The sequence below is a fragment of the Micromonospora noduli genome, from assembly GCF_003264475.1.
Classification (GTDB): Bacteria; Actinomycetota; Actinomycetes; order Mycobacteriales; family Micromonosporaceae; genus Micromonospora; species Micromonospora noduli.
In genome coordinates this window covers 39,987-59,487 of the sequence record NZ_PYAC01000003.1, presented here as the reverse complement: position 1 = coordinate 59,487, position 19,501 = coordinate 39,987, and the positions used below count along the sequence as shown (strand labels likewise).

At 66.3% G+C, this 19,501-nt stretch carries 24 protein-coding genes and 1 pseudogene; 19 read left to right on the top strand and 6 right to left on the bottom strand.

All coding sequences use genetic code 11. The features are described from left to right. The first annotated feature begins 361 nt into the window (after nucleotides 1-361). The gene (locus MED15_RS07220) at nucleotides 362-877 is read left to right on the top strand and encodes a hypothetical protein (protein WP_112602755.1); all 516 of its coding nucleotides are present in this window, start codon (nucleotides 362-364) and stop codon (nucleotides 875-877) included. A 158-nt stretch (nucleotides 878-1,035) separates the two neighbouring features. On the opposite strand, the gene MED15_RS07215 is transcribed toward MED15_RS07220, so the two are convergent. Together MED15_RS07215 and MED15_RS07210 are read right to left on the bottom strand one after the other, a co-directional pair. Then, on the bottom strand, nucleotides 1,036-1,518 hold the full coding sequence (locus tag MED15_RS07215; protein WP_244220403.1) for an NUDIX domain-containing protein: 483 nt from the start codon (nucleotides 1,516-1,518) through the stop codon (nucleotides 1,036-1,038). A 19-nt stretch (nucleotides 1,519-1,537) separates the two neighbouring features. Continuing rightward, entirely contained in the window at nucleotides 1,538-2,761 is a 1,224-nt protein-coding gene (locus MED15_RS07210; protein ID WP_181518559.1) for a helix-turn-helix domain-containing protein, read from the bottom strand. 138 nt (nucleotides 2,762-2,899) lie between these two features. Between MED15_RS07210 and MED15_RS07205 the strand changes: the two genes are divergently transcribed. From MED15_RS07205 to MED15_RS07150, 12 genes and pseudogenes are all read left to right on the top strand, one after another. Beyond that, on the top strand, nucleotides 2,900-3,220 hold the full coding sequence (locus MED15_RS07205; RefSeq protein ID WP_112681382.1) for a hypothetical protein: 321 nt from the start codon (nucleotides 2,900-2,902) through the stop codon (nucleotides 3,218-3,220). A 230-nt stretch (nucleotides 3,221-3,450) separates the two neighbouring features. Continuing rightward, nucleotides 3,451-4,389 (top strand): hypothetical protein, encoded by a 939-nt coding sequence (locus MED15_RS07200; protein ID WP_112735099.1) that lies wholly within the window; start codon nucleotides 3,451-3,453, stop codon nucleotides 4,387-4,389. A gap of 82 nt (nucleotides 4,390-4,471) precedes the next feature. After that, nucleotides 4,472-5,344 (top strand): FtsK/SpoIIIE domain-containing protein, encoded by an 873-nt coding sequence (locus MED15_RS07195; RefSeq protein ID WP_112735097.1) that lies wholly within the window; start codon nucleotides 4,472-4,474, stop codon nucleotides 5,342-5,344. Continuing rightward, nucleotides 5,341-5,550 (top strand): hypothetical protein, encoded by a 210-nt coding sequence (locus MED15_RS07190; protein WP_112735095.1) that lies wholly within the window; start codon nucleotides 5,341-5,343, stop codon nucleotides 5,548-5,550. The genes MED15_RS07195 and MED15_RS07190 overlap by 4 nt, the downstream gene beginning before the upstream one ends. 87 nt (nucleotides 5,551-5,637) lie before the next feature. Next, nucleotides 5,638-6,078: a DUF6197 family protein gene (locus MED15_RS07185; protein ID WP_112735093.1), complete on the top strand. Its 441-nt coding sequence runs from the start codon at nucleotides 5,638-5,640 to the stop codon at nucleotides 6,076-6,078. Then, nucleotides 6,075-6,377 carry a hypothetical protein gene (locus tag MED15_RS07180; protein WP_112735091.1) on the top strand — a complete coding sequence of 101 codons (303 nt, stop codon included), beginning with the start codon at nucleotides 6,075-6,077 and terminating at the stop codon, nucleotides 6,375-6,377. Before MED15_RS07185 ends, MED15_RS07180 begins: the two co-directional genes overlap by 4 nt. A 20-nt stretch (nucleotides 6,378-6,397) precedes the next feature. Further along, nucleotides 6,398-6,778 carry an RRQRL motif-containing zinc-binding protein gene (locus MED15_RS07175; RefSeq protein WP_112735119.1) on the top strand — a complete coding sequence of 127 codons (381 nt, stop codon included), beginning with the start codon at nucleotides 6,398-6,400 and terminating at the stop codon, nucleotides 6,776-6,778. A 70-nt stretch (nucleotides 6,779-6,848) separates the two neighbouring features. Continuing rightward, on the top strand, nucleotides 6,849-7,553 hold the full coding sequence (locus MED15_RS07170) for a hypothetical protein (protein ID WP_112735089.1): 705 nt from the start codon (nucleotides 6,849-6,851) through the stop codon (nucleotides 7,551-7,553). After that, entirely contained in the window at nucleotides 7,550-7,816 is a 267-nt protein-coding gene (locus tag MED15_RS07165; RefSeq protein WP_112735087.1) for a hypothetical protein, read from the top strand. The genes MED15_RS07170 and MED15_RS07165 overlap by 4 nt, the downstream gene beginning before the upstream one ends. Beyond that, a complete protein-coding gene (locus tag MED15_RS07160) occupies nucleotides 7,816-9,618 on the top strand; it encodes a replication initiator (protein WP_112735085.1) in 1,803 nt (600 codons plus the stop codon). The genes MED15_RS07165 and MED15_RS07160 overlap by 1 nt, the downstream gene beginning before the upstream one ends. 27 nt (nucleotides 9,619-9,645) lie before the next feature. Next, nucleotides 9,646-9,864: a helix-turn-helix domain-containing protein gene (locus MED15_RS07155; RefSeq protein WP_112735083.1), complete on the top strand. Its 219-nt coding sequence runs from the start codon at nucleotides 9,646-9,648 to the stop codon at nucleotides 9,862-9,864. After that, nucleotides 9,861-10,992: pseudogene (locus tag MED15_RS07150) on the top strand (site-specific integrase). The gene MED15_RS07155 and the pseudogene MED15_RS07150 overlap by 4 nt, the downstream one beginning before the upstream one ends. A gap of 238 nt (nucleotides 10,993-11,230) precedes the next feature. On the opposite strand, the gene MED15_RS07145 reads toward MED15_RS07150, so the two are convergent. Beyond that, nucleotides 11,231-11,500, bottom strand: coding sequence for a hypothetical protein (locus tag MED15_RS07145; protein ID WP_112735080.1), 270 nt, complete (start codon nucleotides 11,498-11,500; stop codon nucleotides 11,231-11,233). 476 nt (nucleotides 11,501-11,976) lie between these two features. Between MED15_RS07145 and MED15_RS07140 the strand changes: the two genes are divergently transcribed. After that, nucleotides 11,977-12,321: a hypothetical protein gene (locus MED15_RS07140; RefSeq protein ID WP_112735078.1), complete on the top strand. Its 345-nt coding sequence runs from the start codon at nucleotides 11,977-11,979 to the stop codon at nucleotides 12,319-12,321. A gap of 289 nt (nucleotides 12,322-12,610) precedes the next feature. Here the strand turns inward: MED15_RS07140 and MED15_RS07135 are convergent, their stop codons facing one another. Both MED15_RS07135 and MED15_RS07130 read right to left on the bottom strand, forming a co-directional pair. Next, nucleotides 12,611-13,603, bottom strand: a complete 993-nt coding sequence (locus tag MED15_RS07135) for a reverse transcriptase family protein (RefSeq protein ID WP_112735076.1) — start codon at nucleotides 13,601-13,603, stop codon at nucleotides 12,611-12,613. A gap of 127 nt (nucleotides 13,604-13,730) precedes the next feature. Then, nucleotides 13,731-14,432, bottom strand: coding sequence for a hypothetical protein (locus MED15_RS07130; RefSeq protein WP_146766696.1), 702 nt, complete (start codon nucleotides 14,430-14,432; stop codon nucleotides 13,731-13,733). Between the two features lie 332 nt (nucleotides 14,433-14,764). Here MED15_RS07130 and cutA point away from each other — a divergent pair, with 332 nt between their 5' ends. Next, on the top strand, nucleotides 14,765-15,322 hold the full coding sequence (gene cutA / locus MED15_RS34775; protein WP_244220402.1) for a divalent cation tolerance protein CutA: 558 nt from the start codon (nucleotides 14,765-14,767) through the stop codon (nucleotides 15,320-15,322). A gap of 3 nt (nucleotides 15,323-15,325) precedes the next feature. Here the strand turns inward: cutA and MED15_RS07120 are convergent, their stop codons facing one another. Next, nucleotides 15,326-16,630 (bottom strand): NsdA family TPR-like regulatory protein, encoded by a 1,305-nt coding sequence (locus MED15_RS07120; protein WP_112735115.1) that lies wholly within the window; start codon nucleotides 16,628-16,630, stop codon nucleotides 15,326-15,328. A gap of 226 nt (nucleotides 16,631-16,856) precedes the next feature. On the opposite strand from MED15_RS07120, the gene MED15_RS07115 reads away from it, so the two are divergent. From MED15_RS07115 to MED15_RS07100, 4 genes are all read left to right on the top strand, one after another. Then, a complete protein-coding gene (locus tag MED15_RS07115; RefSeq protein ID WP_146766695.1) occupies nucleotides 16,857-17,708 on the top strand; it encodes a hypothetical protein in 852 nt (283 codons plus the stop codon). A 68-nt stretch (nucleotides 17,709-17,776) separates the two neighbouring features. After that, a complete protein-coding gene (locus tag MED15_RS07110) occupies nucleotides 17,777-18,241 on the top strand; it encodes a single-stranded DNA-binding protein (protein WP_112735113.1) in 465 nt (154 codons plus the stop codon). Nucleotides 18,242-18,255: 14 nt separating this feature from the next. After that, nucleotides 18,256-19,095, top strand: coding sequence for an FtsK/SpoIIIE domain-containing protein (locus MED15_RS07105; RefSeq protein WP_425271074.1), 840 nt, complete (start codon nucleotides 18,256-18,258; stop codon nucleotides 19,093-19,095). After that, nucleotides 19,092-19,424, top strand: a complete 333-nt coding sequence (locus MED15_RS07100) for a hypothetical protein (RefSeq protein ID WP_244220400.1) — start codon at nucleotides 19,092-19,094, stop codon at nucleotides 19,422-19,424. The genes MED15_RS07105 and MED15_RS07100 overlap by 4 nt, the downstream gene beginning before the upstream one ends. Nucleotides 19,425-19,501: the final 77 nt, after the last annotated feature.

Genomic DNA, 19,501 nt, shown 5'->3' with positions numbered 1-19,501 from the left:
GAGGCGCACTCGCGTCCCTCGCACCGACGTCCCCCAGTCAGGGACCGCGACAGTGTACAGGACGATCTGTCGCCACCACCGGCCACGGTCAGTGCTCGGCCACCACCTGCTCGACCTCAACGAGCTCTACGGGCTCAGTCAGCCACCCATGACAGCTTGACGAACAATAGGAGCGTCCACTTCGCCGGCAGCCCGGTGTCGTACTCCGCTTGATCCGTTACGGATTGACTTCACAAGATGCGTGACACGCCGATAGACCTCGACTGTCACTCACCGCCGGGACGGCCGGCCCGGACAGGCAACCGGCATCTGTGTGCCAATCTCGATGGACGGTCGAGGTCAGCGTGGGTAGCTTCGCGCCGTGGCGCGGCTCAAGCGGTATCGGTACGTCGGACCAGCAGAGATCTTGGCCCGGCAGGTAGGCCCGGTCGAGATCGTCGTCGCCGACACGCGAAGAGCGCTCGATACGTGGCTCGATGGTCGGCGCGCGACTGGGCTCAACGAGCCTGCCACATTCGTCGTCGACCTTCACGGCACACTCCGGATGGCACCCCGCCAAAGCGAGCACGTTGCCTGTGCTGCCGGTCAGGACGTCTTGGCCGCCGGAGAGATCGCCTTCGCCGCGAGCAACACCGGATACTTCGTCCAGACGGTTAGCAACCAGTCGACCGGCTACTGCCCAGACCCCGACTGCTGGTCAGCAGTCGCTGCAGCACTTGATCGTCTCGGCATGCCGCATCCCGGCGGCTTTACCGCCGCACTGACCTTCAGACGTTGCACAGCCTGCAGGGGACGCAACATCGTACGGGACGGCGACTTCACGTGCGCCCTCTGCGATCGCGCCCTGCCACCTCACTGGAACTTCGACCCTGCGTGACTTGCCAGCATCTCTAGCCGGACGTGTCACGGATCAAGTGACAGCGATCCGTAACGCATCAAGTGGAGCCCGACATCGCCGGCAGCCCGGCCGCTCCGAAGACCCAAGCGACAGACAGTGCGATGAGTGCGGCGGCTCCGGTGGCGCGGCTTCGTGTCTCAGAGCGTGGCGGGCATTTCGCCCTCTTCAAGGTAGGAGGCGTGAGACTGCTTCCGGGCTCGCACACTGGCCCGAAGCCGTCGGGCGAGTCTGGGGATGGTCAGCTCGTCTAGCTGGTGGTCTTCCACGAATGCCCACTCTGCGATCTCTCCGTCGCGGAAGGCAACGGACGCGAGCTGGTCAGACGTGAGCATGCCGCCGTCGAAGACGAAGAGTATCTTGTCGCCCTCGTCTGGCCTCGGAGCCCAATCGACCGTAAGAAGAGCACCGATCGCGACTCGGAGGCCCAGTTCCTCGTAGACCTCTCTCGCACAGGCCTGTAGCGGGCTCTCGCCCTGCTCGACGTACCCGCCTGGGATGTCCCAATGCGCCTTGTACGTTGGCCTGACGAGCATCATGCGCTCTTGCTCATCAACGAAAAGCGCGCCCGCCGCCACCTTGGGAGTAGCTTGCGGACGCGCGTTACTGGCTTGGCTGGTCACATCCTCGGACTCTACGGATCTAGGCCGTGACGTGCACGCGCTGCGCCAGGCTGGCGAGTTGGTAGCTGGGTCGGCCTCGACCGCGGCGCATCCAGTTCTGGACGAGCTGCCTGCTGATCGCGTGGTGGCGAATCTGCTCGGGCGCCTGCTGCTCAGCAGACAGCACTACCGCCATGGCCTCATCTGTTCTGTTCCAGGCAGTCAGTGCCCGCGCTGTTTCGAGCGCATGCCGCGCCTGCCGTTCGACAGGAAGGCCGGTCGTGTCGATACGGGGACCAAGGTCGATCGCAACCTGTACGTCATCCAAGTCCATGGCGGTTGTCACGCGGTGGATGGCCACGTTGGTTGGCCCGAAGGCAGTCCAGAGGTGGTTCGCATCGTGGCCAAGTCGCCGCGCAGTCTCGTCAGCCTCGCTGAGGAAGGATCGGACGGCGGTACGGTCCTCGTCGCGTGCTGCGGCTACGGAGCCCGCCAGGAACAGGGTGCCGTATACCGACAGGTACTCGGGCGTCGCCTCGGCCAAGCCGGGCTGCATGTATGCCGCCGCATCGGCGGTGAGCTGCTTCGCTTCACGGAATCGGCCTGTCGAGAGCAGGGTATGGGTGACTGAGCGGAAGAGCGACCCGATGACAACCACATCGCCGCATCGTTGGGCCGCCGTGAAACCCCTCTCGGCAGCAATCCATGCAAGGTCCGCTTCCCCGAGCTTGGTGAGCAGGACTGCGGTCGCCTGGTAGGTGAGCGCCAGAAGTGCGAACGACTGCTCCTGGTCCTCGCCCTCGTGAGTTTGGGTCGCGGCTTGTCCGGCTGCGAGCGCCTGCGGCAGTCGCGCGACGACGTATCCGTATCGAGAGGCTTGATACGCGTCCCACACTTGGGTGACTTCCGTACGCAGTTGGGCCACGCCTGGTGCCTCCGCAACAGGCCCCGGGACGAACGGCGAGAGCTGCCGATAGTTCAGGAGAGCATCCCGCAGAGCGGAGACCGTCTTCGTCCCGCTGTCGGCGTTCCAATCAAGGAGGGTTGGTTCTCCAACGAGATCGCCAATGCTGACGTCCAACGCACCAGCTACCGAACGAATGACAGACAGTCGGTCGAGATCAATCCGGTTGTTCTCGACCTTACTAAGCCAGTCGACGGTGCGTCCGACGATGCCTGCCAACACTTCCTGTGACATGCCCCGCCGGCGGCGGTACCACGCTATCCGTTCGCCAACCGTTAGATCCTGACCGATGCCTCGCATGCGTCCAGTGTCTCATGTCGACGGCCCTCGACCCCCGGAAAAGTATTCCGGGTTTGGCCCGCAACCTGGCCCTACCTTGGGTTCAGCACCGAGCAATCGTCCAAAGGGGACGCGCTCAACAACCCTCGGAGGTATCTCGTGAAGCTGTACGTGGACACCCAGAGCAAGCAGGTTCAGGTGACGAAGGACCCGGAGCCGAAGAACGACCAGAACGGCAACCAGCGGTCGGAGAAGAACACTGGCCGGCTCATGTGGTCGACCCAGGTCTTCGTACTCGACGAGACTGGCGGCGAGATCATCACCATCACCACGGCGGGTGAGAAGCCGGGCGTGACGGTGGGACAGCTCGTCGCTGTCGAGCAGTTGGAGGCTATTCCGTGGGCGACCAACGGGCGTAACGGCGTCGCGTTCCGTGCGATCACGCTGAAGCCGAAGGCTGGTAACTCGGCGGCTAAGTAGGTCCCTCGCTCACCGCACTGTGTGAGCCCTGGTGTCTGAGGCACGAAGCGGCCTGATGGTCCGCTGAGATTCATGGTCCGGGAGTGGTTCCGACTCCTACATTCCCGGCCCGTCACCACCAGTGGTGGTGGCATCCCCGCAAGAGCTGGCGCGGGGTCGGTCCGACTCCTACATCTGCCGACCCCGTGCCCTCCAACTCATCCAACCCAATGTGTTTGGGAGGACTCGTCATGTCCAAGTCTAGCCCCCGCCGCTTCGGCGGCAGGTCAACCGGAACGGTGACGGTCATCGAGGCCAAGGTCCACCGTTCCTCCGCACGCAACGCCCGCATGGCGTTCATCCTCACGGCGGTCATCGTCGGCCTTCTCTCGGCCGTGGTGGCCGCGTCCTCCATTCACCCGATCCTCGCCGTGTTCGTCGGCGCGCTGATCGGCGTCCCGACCGGTGGCCTCGTCTGGCTGCTTGTTCGCGTCTGGCCGGTAATCCGGCTGCTGTGGTGGTGGACCCCGGAAACCATCCTCGGCGTTCTGCTGCTCACCGCGTGGGTGCAGCTCGCCAACCACACCCCAACCCTGGTGACTCTGCTTGTGGTCGCCCTGGTCGTCGGCGTCCCCGCCGCTATCCGCCCGGTTCGCCGGCAGGTCATCGCCTGGACCTGGTGCCTCGTGGTGAGGCATCGGCTGCGCGTGTGCTTCGCGCAGTTCATCATCGCCAACCAATCCGGCAGCCTCCCGCTGATCCTCTGGGCCAAGCCCACCCCGGTCGGCGAACGGGTCTGGGTCTACCTGCGCCCCGGCCTGTCCGCCAAGGACCTGGAAGGCCGCCTCGACAAGATCGCGGTCACCTGCCACGCCTCCACCGTGCTCATCGAGCGCGCCTCGGAGAACAACGCCGCCTACCTGCGGTTCGACATCAAACGCCGTGAGGTGCTGACCGCTCACGTCGGTTCTCCACTGGTCAATGTGATCGACCCTGCGGCACCGGTTTCGGCGTCACCGCTGACGGTCCCCACCGCTCTGGACCTGCCGGACGTCGAGGCTCCGACGATCACTCTCCCGGCCCAGGGCAAGCCCGCCGGCAAGAAGCCGGCCGCGTCTACGGCCAACGGCAGCAAGCCCGCGGCTTCCTCCGCGTCGCCCGAAGCGGACGACGTCTCCGACTGGATCTGACCCCAACCCAACCCGGACGCGAGGAGCCATTACGGCTCGATCGTGTGGCTCCTCGCGCCCACAACGCCCAGGAGGGCACCTCATGACCACCACGATTCCCACCACCGCCGCTGCGGTTCCGGTGGGTCCTGGCCTGTCGATGTTCGACCCGATCTTCATCGGGATCGACGAGTTCGGCCAACCCGTCTACCTGGACGTCATCTACCGCAACCTGCTCACCGCAGGCGAACCCGGCGGCGGTAAGTCCGGCCTCATCAACAACATCTGCGGCCACGCCGCCCTGTGCGACAACACCCGCCTCGTGCTCTTCGACGCCAAACTCGTCGAACTCGGCCCCTGGCGCGACCTCGCCGACGCGTTCATCGGCCCCGACATCGACCAGGGCATCGACGTCCTACGTCGCCTCCTGGTCGTCGCCACCAACCGCTACGCCTGGCTCCTGGCCAACCGGCGCCGCAAGCTCGCCGACGGCGATGGCATGTCCGTCATCGTCACCATCATCGACGAACTCGCCATGTTCTCCACCGTGCTCGGCACCAAGCAACAGCAGGAAGAGTTCTCCACCCTCCTGCGAGGCCTCGTCTCCCTCGGCCGGGCCTGCGGCATGCCCGTCGTCGCCGCGACTCAGCGCCCGTCCTGGGACATCATCCCCGCCTCGTTGCGGGACCTGTTCGGCTACCGGGCCGCGTTCCGGTGCACCTCGCTGAACAGCTCGAACATCATCCTCGGTCAGGGCTGGGCCGAGCAGGGCTACACCGCCTCCGACATCTCACCCACCAACCAAGGCGCGGCCTACCTCCTGGCCGAAGGCGGCGTTCCCCGCCGCATCAAGGCCGCCTACCTCACCGACACCGACATCTACAACATCGCTGATTACGCCGCCTGGACCCGCCGCCCCACCACCGGCACCAGCACCCCGGCGGTCAACCCCACCGAGTGGGAGATGGCGGCATGACCACCCGCGAGCGCACCTACGCCAAGGCCAACAACCAACGCGCCGCGCAATTCACCGAGATGTGGATCGTCGGCTCCCCCGAGGACCTGGCCGCGATGCTCCACGCCGCCGCCCAGACCGGGCGACTCGTCTACGTCTCCGCTCCGCGCCTCATGGGCGGCGACGACACCCGCCACCGCCGCTACCTGCGGCTGCGCACTCACTAATCGGCCGACAGGACCAGGTCACCGCCTGCCAGCAGAGCTGGTCCTGCCGACCACCAACCGACAGCCCCCCGAAAGGACGTGGTTGCCATGAAGGCTACCCAAAACCCACCCACACAGATCCAGGTCACACCTGCTGATCTGCTGCGGATGGCTGCCCTCTACTTGCGCCGGCACGGCTGGCACCAGGGCACCTACTACGCCAAGAACCCCGACACCCTCACCCCGCCGGCCTGCGCCGCCGGGGCCATCGGAATCGCCTGCTCCGGACACACCGTCGAGCACTTCTCCCAGCTCGACCCCGACGCCCTCGCCGACTACCTCGCCACCCTCGGCGCGTTCGTCGACTACCTCGACACCACCGCTCCGATCTTCCACATCGATGAGGACGGCTACCTCCTCGACGAGCACACCTCCCCCTACTCGTGGAACGACGACCCGACCCGCACCGCCGAGCAGGTCATCACCGCCCTTACGGCGGCTGCCAACGAGTGGGACTCCCTCCGCAACGCGGAAGGGGAGACGCGATGAACACCGCCAAGAAGTCCTTGACGCCGAACCTGCCCCGGCAGCGGCGTCGGGACGTCGTTGAGAACGACCAGTTCGCCGGCTTCGCCAGGCGCATCATCCGCGCTCACGGCCGACGAGTCGCCACCGGAGACGTCGAAGCACTCCGCGACCTCATCGCCCTCTCCACCGTCATCGACGACGCCATCGGGGAAGCCGTGATCGGCCTACGGGCCTTCGGCTACTCCTGGGCCGAAATCGGCTCCCGCCTCGGCATTACCCGCCAAGCCGCCCAACAGCGCTGGGGCGGTGACAAGCCATGACCGACCTCCGCGCTGTCGACCTGGACAACCTGGCCGAGCGCACCGGCATTCGAGTCGAGTTCTACGACCCGCTCGGCACCCGCTACGGGTTCCCCACCTTCCCCTACCACTGCGCCCCTCATGGCCTGGCCACCCTGCGGCAACTCCGCGCCGCCGGCCTCCGCCCCGGAGGACACGACCCGGTCGCCCAGATCTATTGGCGACACCGCAAAAACCGGCGGGTCGCCTACCTCTACCGCACCGACCTCGCCAAGGCGAAGCGCACCGCCACGCCCGCGCAGCGGGAAGCCATCGCCAAAGCCCTGCTCGCCCGCCGGACCTGCCGGCACTGCGGGCAGGTGAAGCCCTACTACATCCCCCGCCGCTACGGCTGCTGCCTCGACTGCCACGGAGGCCACTAATGGCTGTCCTGATCACCTTCGCCGTCATCCTGCTCATCGGCATCGCCATGGCCTACATGGGCGGAATCCGATGAACCGCGAACCGGCCGGCACCCGCCTTGAGGGCCTGGTCCTGGTCCTCATCCTCATCATCGTCGGCGGCTCCGCCGGGGCCGCCTCGTTCACCCACGTCCACGACTGGACCATGGCCAACAGCCCCGACAACACCCCGGGATGGTTCGGCTGGGCCAACGCCGTCATCTCCGAACTCGTCCCCATCGCCGCCCTCCTCACCATCCGCCGACGCCGCCGCACCGGCGCTCCTATCGGCTACCCAATGGTCCTGCTCATCGCCGCCGCCGGCCTCTCCCTGGCCGCACAGTTGGCGGTTGCCAAACCCGGCCCGTCCGGGTGGCTCCTCTCGGCGGTTCCCGCGCTGGCGTTCATGGCCCTGGTCAAACTCGTCCTCGCCCCCGCACCCACCACGCAACCCATGGCACCGGCTCCTGAGCCGATGGAGCCGATCCGCGTCCAGGCGGCCGAGCAGGCCACCACCGAGCCGACACCACCGGCCGCCATCACCCCGGCACCCGAGCCAACCCCGGCCGTCACCGCACCGGCCTCGGAGCCGGTCGACGTCCCCGCCCACCTGCTGCCTACCGCCCGCTTCGCGGCCGTGCAGCACGAACAGGCCACCGGTCAACCCATCACGCCCGCCGAGCTGGCCGACCGCCTCGACGTCAGCACGGTCGTCGCCGGGAAGCTGCTTGCCACCATCCCCCGGGGTGCCCGATGACCATCGTCTTGGTCGACATCGAGCAGGTCACCCACACCTGCCCCGCCTACCCCGACGCCCACCCGTTCGACACCCGCCGAACCCTCATCGACGTCATCCCCGGCGGCCCCTGCCGGGCACCGGTCACCATCCACTGCGGCGACACCACCGCCCTGATCCCGTGCCGCCGGCACGAACCGGCCAAGCGCCAGTGCGGCGCCTGCCGGGTCATCGTCACCGAACACACCATCACCACCCGCCACCTCACCGAGGTACGCGGCTGATGGCCTCGACGCTGGACCTCACACCCCGGACCGCTCTGGCCCGGGGTGTGGGCTCGAACGCCGACACCATCCCCATCCACGACTACACCGCCACTGGTTCCGCCTTCACCCGCGCCACCCAACCCGACTACTTCGGTTGGCTGGAACACGTCCGCGCCGCCGCTGGCTGCACCCGCCCCATCCGCCTCGCCGGCCAGCTGCTCACCGTCGACTCGTCAACGGGCAGGGTCCTGGACCAGCGGCACACCGACGCCATGCCCGATGCCGCGATCTACACCGCCTGCGGCAACCGCCGCGCCACTGTCTGCCCCGCCTGCGCTGGCGTCTACCAGCGCGACGCCTACCAACTCCTGCGGGCCGGCCTCATCGGCGGCAAAGGCGTCCCCGACACCGTCGCGCAGCATCCGGCGGTGTTCGCCACCTTCACCGCACCGTCCTTCGGGACCGTGCACACCCGGGCGGTCAAGCGGCACACCTGCGGCAACCGCAAACGCTGCGACTGCCGGGCCGACCCGTGCCACGCCCGCCGCGACACCGGTCTCTGTGAGCACGGCCAACCGGCCGTTTGCTGGGCCAGGCACGAGACCGGGGACCAGGTGCTCGGGCAGCCGTTGTGCCTGGACTGCTACGACCACACCCACCAGGTCGTGTGGAACCTCTTCTCGGGCGAGCTGTGGCACCGCACCAAGCAAGCCGCGGACCGCTGGCTGGCAAAACTCGCCCGCCGTCGGGGCATTCCCCGCGTCCACGTCGTCACCGCCTCCGGCAACATTCGCACAGTCCCACCGGTCCGCCTGTCGCACGGAAAGGTAGCCGAGTTTCAGGCACGCGGGGCGGTGCACTTCCACGCCCTGGTGCGCCTCGATGGCGTCCACCCCGACGATTCGACCGCCGTCATCCCACCACCCGCCGGGTTCACCGTCGCCGACCTCGACGACGCGATCCGGGCCGCCGTCGAGCAGGTCGCCTTCACCACCCCGGCCCATCCCGACCGGCCCGACGGTTGGCCGATCGCGTGGGGTGACCCGGGTAAGGGCCTCGACATCCGACCCATCAGCCTCACCGGAGACGGGGAGGTCACCGACAGCATGGTCGCGGGCTACCTTGCCAAGTACGCCACCAAAAGCACCGAGGTAACCGGGCACCGCTCCGTCAGGCTCGACGCCGATTCCATCGGCGACTACGCCGACCCCGACGGCGACCACACCGCCCGCCTCATCAACGCCTGCTGGCACACCGGCCGACCCACCGGAACACCCGTCCCCCTCTCACAGAGGCCCCGGGACCACCGGCCACGGCCCGGCTTCGTCGACCGCTGGGAGTGCCCCGACTGCGGCACCCACACCCGCTACGCCGCCTGCCCCGTCTGCATCGCAGCGCGTCAATCCGCCCTTGACACCCAACCGGCCAGCAGACCACAGGCCACCAATCCCTACGCCCGGCTGCGCCGCTGGGCGCACATGCTCGGCTTCGGCGGCCACTTCCTCACCAAAGCCCGCCGCTACTCCGTCACCTTCCAACTCCTGCGCGACACCCGCGTCACCTACCGACGCCACGAGCACGAGGACCACGCCGACGAGCAACCCGGCACCCTCCGCGCCGTCGACCACCTCGACCAGGACAACACCACGCTCATCGTCGGCACCCTCACCTTCGCCGGCGTCGGCTGGCACACCACCGGAGACGCCCTCCTCGCCAACACCGCCGCCGCCCTCGCCCGCGAGCGACGAACCACCGGCCGCGAAGAAATCGCCCACGAACTCGAGGGCGACCCCGCTGGCACCGTGTCAGCCGCCGCTTGAGCGGCACCAACCAAACGGAGGATTCATTTGACCGCAACTACCATCCCCGCGCCTAGCAAGGCGCTCTACCGCATCCCGGAGGCTATGCGGCTGCTCAGCCTAAGCCGCTCGGTGATCTACGAGCAGATTCGCGCCAAGCGGCTTCGCACGGTTACCCAGGGCCGCACTCGCCTCGTACCTGCCGCTGCGATCACCGCCTATGTCGCCCTGCTCGAACACGAAGCCCAGAAAGGAGGCACCCGATGACCACCCGCCGCGCCAGAGGAGAAGGCGGCCTGCACTGGGACGAAGCCCGGCAACGCTGGATCGCCACCATCACCGTCGGCTACACCCCAGCCGGCAAACGCATCGTCCGCAAAGGCAGCGGCAAAACCAAGACCGAAGCCCGCACCAAACTGCGGGAGAAGATCCGCGACTACGAAGACGGCCTCGCCCTGGTCCAAGACGGACACACCGTGGCCGACGCTCTCGCCGACTGGCTCACCTATGGCCTGAGCAACCAGTCCGAGAGCACGAAGGCCAACTACACCACCCTTGTGCGCTCCCACATCATCAGCGACCTCGGCGCGAGGAAGCTGCGGGATCTCAGCGCGACCGATGTCGACCGCTGGCTCATGGGCAAAGCCCAACGACTGAGCACCCGCACCCTGCGGCTCCTGCACTCGCTGCTCAACTGCGGTCAATCGAGCCATGGCGCGAGACAGGGTCAAGCGCAACGTTGTGGCACTCTGCGAAGTGCCCACAGGTCGCGGCGGCCGTCCCTCGAAGTCGCTGACGCTCGACCATGCCAAGGCGCTTCTGATCGCTGCCGAGAGCAGCTCGTTGCACGCCTACATCGTCGTCTCATTGCTGACCGGCGCTCGCACCGAGGAACTGCGAGCCCTCACCTGGTCACACGTCGACCTCGCCGGCAAGCCGGACACCGATCCCCCGGTGCCGCCATCCATTCAGGTCTGGCGCTCCGTCCGCGCCGACGGAGACACCAAGACCAAGAAATCGCGCCGCACCCTGGCTCTGCCGGCCCGGTGCGTCACCGCGCTCACCACCCACCACAAGCGCCAAGGCCAGCCCACCGCTGACCGTCTCGTCTTCGCCTCTACCGCCGGCACGGCCCTCGATCGGCACAACGTGCTTCGGGCCTTCCGCCCCGTCGTCGCCAAAGCGGACCTCGACCCGCGCGATTGGACTCCCCGCGAACTGCGGCACAGCTTCGTGTCCCTACTGTCGGACAGCGGCATGAGCCTTGAACAGATCGCGGACCTCTGCGGCCACTCCGGCACGACGGTCACCGAGAGCGTCTACCGGCACCAACTACGGCCGGTGCTCCTGGGCGGTGCTGTCGCCATGGATCGGATCTTCGACGCTGAGGCGTAGTCACTCAGTTAGTCACCCAGGTACGACAAAGGGGCCGTCTCGATCTTCCGAGATGGCCCCTCACCTGCGTCGGGACGGCCGGATTCGAACCGACGACCCCTTGACCCCCAGGACGTCGCGGTACGCATCCACGCACGTCAGCAACGGTGCGCGCGGCGGCATGATGTCTGCGCGGACGCTGTCCGTGTCCGTCCGGGTTGGACGTGTGGTCCCCTGCTGGTCCCCGGCCGTCGTCTGTCTACCGGTCGCCGTCGGCGCAGCCATCGGTCATGGAGTGGAACGGCCCTGAGTAGTCGTTGCCGATCGGAACATCCCGGAGCGGCGCGAGCCCTCCAACTCGGTAACGGGTCGTGTCACCTTCGGCCTTCGCCTTCGCGTTCAAGCAGTCGACGTACGCCTGCGTCTGTTCGCGGTCGGAGTAGAAGGTGTCTCCTGACGGCACTGCCAGCCCATTGTCGTAGACCTTCACGGGTACGTATGCCACGCAGCCATCGTCCTCGTAGCTCACGCCTCGTCCTCCTCCGGTTCAACTTCACGGGTCGGCATGCCGCTGCTTACTGGCTGTGGATTCTACGGGTGACCGGCGCGACGGGCTGTCGCTCAGACAGTAGGCCGCCCTGTATGGATCTAAAGTCTCCTATGCTCCGCTACAAGCCGGATCCGGCATCCCGTCGCGCAGGCTCCGCCCTGCCGGGCCGCGCCGACCTGGTCCAGGTGGAGCGCCCCACTGGACGAACGACCTGGACCAGGTCGGCGCGGTCTGGTGGCCTCTGGTGGGCGACGGGCCCCCGGTCGCGGCCGAGGCATCCCAGAGTCGCCGAGGGTCCGGGGCGAGTAGCCCCGGCCGCCGGAGGCCATCCCCGGGTCGTAGGGCCGGAGGCCCTGCCCGCCGGAGGCGAGGCTCTCGCCGGGCGGGACGTCCAGGTGAGCTCACGTCACGATCTGTGCTTTCCTGCTCACGGTAGCGTCGTTACCTTGATACGCATGGATGAACCGGACTGGGACGAGCAGGAGCGGAGTGAGCCCGATTGGGTCTACGACCCGCCGGCCGAGGAGGACGGGTACGACTTGGCGGACGCGGGTACCGTCCCCGAGAGCCACCCGCCTAAGATCGCCGGGATCCGGCAGCGTCACCCGCAGGCGTACGACCGATGGACGCGTCAGGCTGACTCGGACCTAGTGAAGGGCTACCTGGCCGGCCGCAGCATTGACGAGCTGGCGGTGTCATTCGAGCGGCAGCCGAGCGCGATCCAGCGACGCCTTGAGCGGCTGGCCTTCGCCGAGATGAGTCGGCATCGCGCTGAGCCGGGTGCGCCTGAGGCGGGCTGACCCGACCGATCCCCCATGCCCTGCGCTGAGTTCCAAGCGGCGCAGGGCATCTTTGCGTCCGACTGCCGGTCCGCCGTTGCCGCAGGCATAAGGCGGAACCGGCAGGGGTCGGACGACGCGGCCCGAAGGGCCGCCTTGAAAGACGTATGGAAAGTTCTCACCGGGACTGCACTTAGCTGCACTCAACATGGTTCCGCGTTGGGTGACAGTGAACCGGCCCCACAACGCATCAAGTGAAGCTGGGCAACGAAGCCCGGAACAGACGCATGCGAGTAGGATTGCCGTGGCGCTAGGGAAGGTCGTCTATGTCGTTTATGACGTGGAGCAAGCCAGCCATGTCGGCATATCCGTTCGAGTAGTACCCCTCCGGAATCAGGTCATCGAACTTCCGCAGAAGATCGAAACCTAGGTCTGGTTCGACGGCTGCGATATAACACGCCCAACCTAGTAGGCGATTTCGGTACATCACCTGATCCTCGCCGCCGAAGTCTTCCATATAGGTCTCGTAACCGAATTTCGAAATTTTGTGCAGGATCCATCGCATCCGGCGCTTAGCCTTTCGCGGGATTCGTGGTCCGTCCGCTTCTCCGACGTATAGGCCGGTGACATACTGCGGCCCACCTCGGCGCATGAAGGCCGTCTTGCGTGTATTCACAGACCAGCCAGCATCGTCGAGGATGCGCGTGATTTCTGCCAAATGACGGTCAACAACCATGCCGGAGAAGGTCAGGTCATCCACATATCGCGTGAATGACAGGCCCTCCCTTTGCGCATATTCTGCAAGGGAGCGGTCTGTGTCCCAGAAGACCAAATTCGACAAGAATGGAGATGTGCTTATCCCGACCGGCAGCTTGCCGGCGATGGTCACGATACCTACAGCAACGTCCGCAGCCTTTTCACCATAGCCCTGGGCTTGCAGAGAAGCTTTCACCATCGCAGCTCTAATCGACGGATAGAAGTCTTCTAGGTCTACCCGTAGCACGCACGCTTTTCCAAGATGCTGACTCGCATTGGTTATCGTGGAGCGCCCTCGAACAAATCCATGAACATGGTCGGGCGCTTTGTATGGCAAAAGATCAGTAAAACTTCGGTGCAGGTTCTTCGTAATAGCGTCGAACGGAGAAAGCGGCTTGAAGACTTCGCGTATGCCGCCGTGTTTCTTACGCGATGTCCACGCCCGGTAGAGTGGTCCCTCGCCGAGCGGTAGCGCCGACGATAGCACTTCTAGAACCTCTGCGGATACGCCCGCGTGTTGCGCGAGATCCTCAACCGAGAATGGCACCTGTCACTCCGGGCGTGAAAATTTGGCGGTGGGGTCGCACTCGCTGTCCTAGGGCTATCAAGCAACGCGTGCGAACTCGCACACAGGGCTGACTGCGGCCCCACCTTGAATGACAGTCTAGCATGCGTCAATGAAGCGGCTCTTTTCGGCTGGAGATGCGGCCCTGCTCGAACGAATAGAGCAAAGAGACAAAGGGTTCGATTTCGCGGAACCCCCTATAAGGCCAATCTTTCGGGCTCGTGGGACGGCCCGCTTGGAGCCACCTAGTTGTGGCTGACATTACGTAGTCAATTATCGCCATAGACATGCAGTCCGACTTGGCGACCATCACGATCTTTAGCTGCGGTAAGGATGCCACCTTCCCCAGCGTTTTGAACGCCTGCCTGCTAGCGCTGTCAGGAAGCCGGCGGCTAATAGCACTCATACCTTCACTCTGCTCTATCTTGCAAAGCAGCTCTGTTTCATTTCGATGTCGGATCAAGAGGTCGCTGAGCAACTTCACGTACATGAACTCAATCCGCTCAGCTTCAGTATTGCCAGAAACGCCCGTGCGGTTCGTCTGAACCATGTACGCCCTGAAGAAAAGGCCCCGGATCAATTCTAGGAATGGTGCCGAGACATCCAATGGGTCAGTCGAGCTATGGAATCCACTCTTGCGAAATTCGTCAAAGCCTGGATGTCCGACGAAACTACTCTTAGCGGATAGGCGCTCATACAGATTTCGGACTCGTTGCTCTACGTCATCTGCGTCGTCGCCCAGTTCAACCGCTCCGACGATCAGTGGCTGGGAAGCATTTCCGTTCCCCGACTCGTCCATGAGTAGCCTCATCGCGGCAATCCTTTCACGATGTCCGGTCGTCTCACCGCAACCACCATTTTGCGGCACCAGCAGTTGCGGGCTTGCATCCTCAATTACGTCAGCTCAAGTTCTGGCGTCGGTCACGTTCCGCCGATCGCAGACAAGTTCTACTCCGTCTTTCATCCGGTCATTTCGGGCAACTTTGGGGCAGACCCTTCAGGAGAACCTCGCCTCGGTCGAGCATCGCCACTCCACGAGTTCAGCATCATGGGAGACCAAGCGTCTGAGCGCCGGCAAGCGCCTCCAAGGTGCCACGGGATGCGCAGGTGCGTTGATCGCCCAACACGGGCAGAATGGCATACGTGACGAGCCCTGATCCAGACGCGGAGTGGTGGACGACGTCGGAGGTCGCCGAGTACCTCGGCGTCCAGGTCGGCACCGTGAGTTCCTACCGGAACCGCGGCCAGATGCCGGAGCCTGACAAGACGTTCGGCCGCACCCATCTATGGCGCCCGCGAACCATCGTGTCCTGGCACGAGGGTCGCCCCCGGCTCGGAAGTCGCGCCGCTGACGCGAGCCACGATCAACCCTGGACCGTCTTGCAGGTCTCCACAGCCGTTGAGACGCGTGAGGCGGCCGTCGAGCTGGCGCGCCTCGTTGTGGAAGCGAGGCTTGCGGCTGGCGCGCAAATCGCCGGGCCTGTCGTCTCGGCCTTCTGGCACCAGGGTGAGTTCGGCACCGGCGAAGAGTGGCAGCTTCTCCTGAAGACGCATGCCCAGCGCTTCGAGGATCTACGAGCCTTCCTCCAAGACCATCACCCTTGGCAGAACCCCGAGATCGCGGCCGTGCCGATCGTGATGAGTTCGGACGAGTATGCCGCTTGGGTTAGCGGGACCCTCCTGCTGGACGTGGAGCCGTAAGGGCTACGCCCTGGCGCGCTCCAACACCTCTCGCACCCCTGGCACGGCCGCGTGGTCCCTCAGTCGTTCTAGGACCGGGCTGAGACGTTGGCGCGGTCGCACGGAGGCGACACCTTCGGAGAGGTCCAGCACACGACCAGCGACCCGCGCGGCCTCCTCCGGCTCCCCCGCCGTGGCGTAGGCGTCCGCCAGCCAGCACGAGTACAGGGCCTTGTCTCGGGCGTGGGCGTCGTCGAAGCCCGCTAGTACGTCCTCCAGGAGAGGAACGGCGCGCAGCGGCCGGCCAAGCTCTGCCCAGCATCGGCCGGTCATGATGGTCACCTCCTGGTCGTCAACCCACGTCGACCAATCGGGTTCCTCGGTCGCGTTGCGACGCTCCAAGGCGGCGCGCGCCGTTGCGAGTGCCACGTCAGTCTCACGGGCGTTGCCGACGACAGCATGCGCCCACGCTCGACGCTCGTGCAGCAGAGCGGTGACGGTGGCCGGGGAGTCGTCGCCGGCTGCGGCGCAAGAAGCCTCTGCGATCGCCACGGCTTCGCGGGGGTCGCCGCCGACTGTCTGATATGCCAGGAACGCCAGAGCGTTTCCAGCGAGGTGAGGCGCGTGCGCTTGATTCGCGATCCCGTGGCTTTCGCCGTATAGCCGCTTCGATAGGTCCAGGTTCCCCGCGTCGAATGCAGCCCATCCAGCTTGCTGCGCCTGTTCCGCAAGAATTGCGAGCAGTCGCTGTTGAATCGTCTCGGTGTAGGTGCCGCCCGCCACGAGTTTCTTGGTCATCTCGTATTCGGATAGATACAGGCGAACGGTGTCGCCTCCTCCAAGGACGTCATCGAGGCGACGGAGCCTCGCAGTCCGTCGCGCGAGTACCTTCGGCAGTCCCTCGCCGAGGCGTCGTCCGGAGGACAGGTCTACGACGTCAACAGCACCGAGCAGGGTGCCGGCACCGACGGCAGATACGCGCAGGAAATCACGCCGATTCACGGTCTCACCTCGGGCATCTTGGGCCATCGCTTGGCTGGCCTCCCAGTCTCGGGGAGCCAAGCCCAGCATATGCCCCGGAATTCGCATCGCATCCGCGATTAGGCTGATCTTTTCGTATGTTGCGATACTGCCCTGTCCACGGGCAAGCGCGCCGACTCTTTCAGGCTTTATCGAGCATGCTTCCGCAATTCTCGAATAGCTGATACCAGCCCATTTTCGAGCCAGCATGAACACTGTCCCGAAGTCATGCCGCGCGAGTGCGGCGCGCATATCCTCGCGCTCCAAGAGATGACGCGGGATAGCAATCCGGCTGACTCGCTGCGACATGTACGCCTCCACCCCGTCGGTCGCTCCCCATCCACATCCGTCAGTGGCATACCCATCATGGGTACCCCCTTCGGAGGGTCGAAAGAGCACTTACCAGCCTCGCACTCTTACACCCAGGGATCAACACAGCGCGATGCGTCATCTCCTTGATCTGTACCGAGTGACTCAGTACAGTCAAGTCGGTACAGAGTCGCACGGCTGTCCCACAGACAAGGGGAGGTTGGGCATGGCGAAGTCAGGGATGTTCGGGGAGCGCCCGGTGGGCGCGGTGACGCTGGTGGAGACGCCGGTGTCGCGGTCGTACGCGCAGAAGGCTCGGGTGGCGTTCCTCGTCGTGGCGGCGTCCGTCGCCCTGGTGGTGGCCGCTACCGCGTCGGTGGCGCTGCCGCTGGCGCTCGCGGTGGTGGTCGGGCTGTTGTCCGGCGGGGTGTGCGGCTTGGTGGTCGCATGCCTGGTGCGGGTGTGGCCGGCGCTGCGGGTGCTGTGGTGGTGGGCGTTCGAGATCGTCGCTGCGGTCACGGTGTTCGTGGGCATGGCGTACCTGTCCCACGGGACGTACCCGGCGGTCCCGTTGGTGCTCCTGGCCCTGGTGCTGGGCGTGGTCTTCGGTGTCGGCCGGCTTCGTCGGCGGGTGTCGGCGTGGGTGTGGTGCGTGGTGGTGCGGCACCGGCTGCGGTTGTGCTTCGCGGAGTTCATTCGGTCCGCGTCGCGGCTGCACCCGGGTCGGTTGCCGCTGATCCTGTGGGCGCGGCCGACGCCGGCCGGTGAGCGGGTGTGGGTGTGGCTGCGGCCGGGCCTGGATCTGACGGACCTGGACGGTAAGGCGGACAAGCTCGCGGTGGCCTGCTGGGCGGGTGAGGCGCGGATGGTCCGCGCGTCGGCCAAGCATGCCGCGCTGGTGCGGGTCGACATCACCCGTCGTGACCCGCTGACCGGTCTGGTGGCGTCGCCGCTGTCGGCCTGGGTGGCGTGGATGCGCGACGAGGACGCCCCGGTGTCGCCGGCCGTGCCGCCGTTGGGCTTGGACCTGCTCGACGTGCCGGAGCCGGCACCGGAGCAGCGCAACCCGCGCCGCTGAAACCAAGGCTCACACGCCCTGACCGGGGTGTGTGCGGTGACCGCCAACAGGGCGGTTCACCTCCAACAATCTCGAAGGAGATCGCAATGGCAAACGACACGACCGTGACGGTGGTCGGCAACCTGACCGCCGACCCGGAGCTGCGGTTCACCCCGGCGGGGGTGGCGCTGGTGAAGTTCACCGTGGCGTCCACGCCTCGTGTGTTCGACCGCAACTCGGGTGAGTACCGCGACGGTGACCCGCTGTTCCTGACCTGCACCGCGTGGCGGGACCTGGCGGAGCACATCGCCGAATCGCTGGCCAAGGGCACCCGTGTGGTGGTGGCCGGCCGGCTGCGGCTGTCGCGGTGGGAGAACGAGGAGGGCGAGAAGCGCTCCGCGTACGGCCTGGACGTCGACGAGGTCGGCCCGTCGCTGCGGTTCGCCACGGCGACGGTGAAGAAGATGGCCCGCACCCGCAACGGGGACGGGTTCACTCCGGAGACGCCGGCGGATGACCCGTGGTCGACCGCCGCGCCCGCGTCGGCGGCCTGAGCGGCGGTGCGCTGATGTCGACGCTGACCGTGCCCGCCGTACCGGGTGGCATGCCCGCTGACCCGTCCGTGTCGATCTTCGACCCGGTGCATGTCGGGGTGGACGAGTTCGGCCACCCGGTGCGGGTCCCGCTGATCTACCGCAACTTGTTGATCGGTGGGGAACCGGGCGGCGGCAAGTCGACCCTGCTGAACCTGATCGTGGCTCACGCCGCCCTGTCCCTGGACTGCCGGCTGTGCCTGCTCGATGGCAAGCAGGTCGAGTTGGGCCAGTGGAAGAGCTGCGCTGACGTGTTCGTCGGCCCGGACATCATGCATGCCCTGGCCACGTTGCGGCGGATGCAGATCGTGATGGACAACCGGTACGCCTACCTGGAAGTCGCTGGCCGCCGGAAGACCCAACGCGATGACGTGTTCAGCCCGATCCTGGTCGCCATCGATGAGATCGCCTACTTCTCGGCCACCGTAGGGGACAAGAAGACCCGGGAGGAATTCGCGGGTCTGCTGCGGGACCTGGTAGCTCGGGGCCGGGCGGTCGGCATCATCGTCGTCGCGGCGACGCAACGCCCCTCGTCGGACATCATCCCGACGAGCCTGCGGGACCTGTTTGCCTGGCGGTGCGCCTTCCGGTGCACCACCAACGTGTCCTCCGACATCGTGTTGGGGCACGGGTGGGCGGACCGTGGCTGGTCGTCCAACACGATCAGCCCGACCAACCCCGGCGTGGGACTGCTCATCGCCGAGGGTGGCACGCCGCAACTGATCAAAGCCGCGTACCTCGATGACGCGGCCTGCGCCCGCATCGCCATCCACGCCGCCCGCTTGCGGGCTGACCGCAAGGAGCGTGCGGCGTGAGTATCCGTATCCGACCCCGGCCGGCCACGTCGCCCACCTGGCCGACCGCTACCGATGACCACCTGACTCATCCGGAGTGGTGCGCCCGAGGGCACGCCTGCGGCCTGGGCGAGCACCGGGCGCAGCCGGTGACCCTGCGGGTTCCCGGTCGCGGTGTGGTGGTCCTGACCCGGGTGCTGGCCGCCGACGGTAGCCAGCACGCCGAGATCCGCACCCGCATCAGCCTCGCGGCCGGCGACACCAACGCCCGGTCGCACCTGATGCGGATCGTCACCGAGTTCGACGCGGCCCTGCGGCGGATGGTCCGCCCTCAGCGCCGAACGCCATAGAAACGGGCCGGCAGCACCGGGATCAGCCCTAGGAAAGCAACCCGGACGGCGCCGACCCGCCCCATCAACAGCCCGGA